This is a genomic window from Metabacillus sp. 113a (genome assembly GCF_050107635.1).
Classification (GTDB): domain Bacteria; phylum Bacillota; class Bacilli; order Bacillales; family Bacillaceae; genus Metabacillus_B.
In genome coordinates, this window is record NZ_JBNILJ010000052.1 from 1 (window position 1) to 255 (window position 255).

Here is a 255-nt window from a genome sequence, read left to right on the forward strand (position 1 = left end):
ATTGCTCAACTATCATTTTGTCTTTTGTCCTCGGTATCGAAGAAAAATATTCCTTCGTACTGATGTAGAGGAACGATTTAAACAGTTGGTACAAGAAGTATGTGAAGAATTGGAAATTGTCATTGTTACTTTAGAGTGCGATAAAGACCATACGCATATATTTCTTAACGCACTACCTACGCTTAGTCCTGCTGATATTATGGCAAAAATCAAAGGAGTGACTTCTAAAAAGTTGAGAGAGGAATTTCCTCACCT

At 36.1% G+C, this 255-nt stretch carries 1 protein-coding gene; it reads left to right on the forward strand.

Annotated elements, in window-relative coordinates:
- Position 1 precedes the first annotated feature (1 nt).
- Positions 2-255 (forward strand): IS200/IS605 family transposase (gene tnpA / locus ACQCVE_RS19675; protein ID WP_426863677.1); only part of this gene is annotated, 254 nt, incomplete at its 3' end.